Origin of the sequence: Allobaculum fili (assembly GCF_020969955.1) — a bacterium.
Classification (GTDB): Bacteria; Bacillota_I; Bacilli_A; order Erysipelotrichales; family Erysipelotrichaceae; genus Allobaculum; species Allobaculum fili.
Genome location: NZ_JAHDSX010000155.1, coordinates 1 through 257 on the forward strand (window position 1 = coordinate 1; position 257 = coordinate 257).

1 rRNA gene is annotated in these 257 nt (G+C 45.5%); it reads left to right on the forward strand.

Annotated elements, in window-relative coordinates:
* A 23S ribosomal RNA gene (locus tag Afil_RS10885) occupies positions 1-95 on the forward strand; the annotation flags it as partial.
* Positions 96-257: the final 162 nt, after the last annotated feature.

Below are 257 nucleotides of genomic sequence, written 5' to 3' on the forward strand. Positions count from 1 at the left end.
TAAGACCCCTTGAAGACGACAAGGCGATAGGCTGGAGATGGAAGCGAAGCGATTCGCGGAGTTGGCCAGTACTAATCGGTCGAAAGCTTAATCTAAGATTCGAGAAAGCTATACGCAAGAAGCCACTGCTGAAACCAACGATCGCGTTAGATCGTTATGCTGGAAGACTGATGTTTGTTTTTGGAAGATCCATTTGATAAACTTTAAAAGTACGGTGACGATAGCGGATGGGATACGCCCATTTACATCCCGAACAT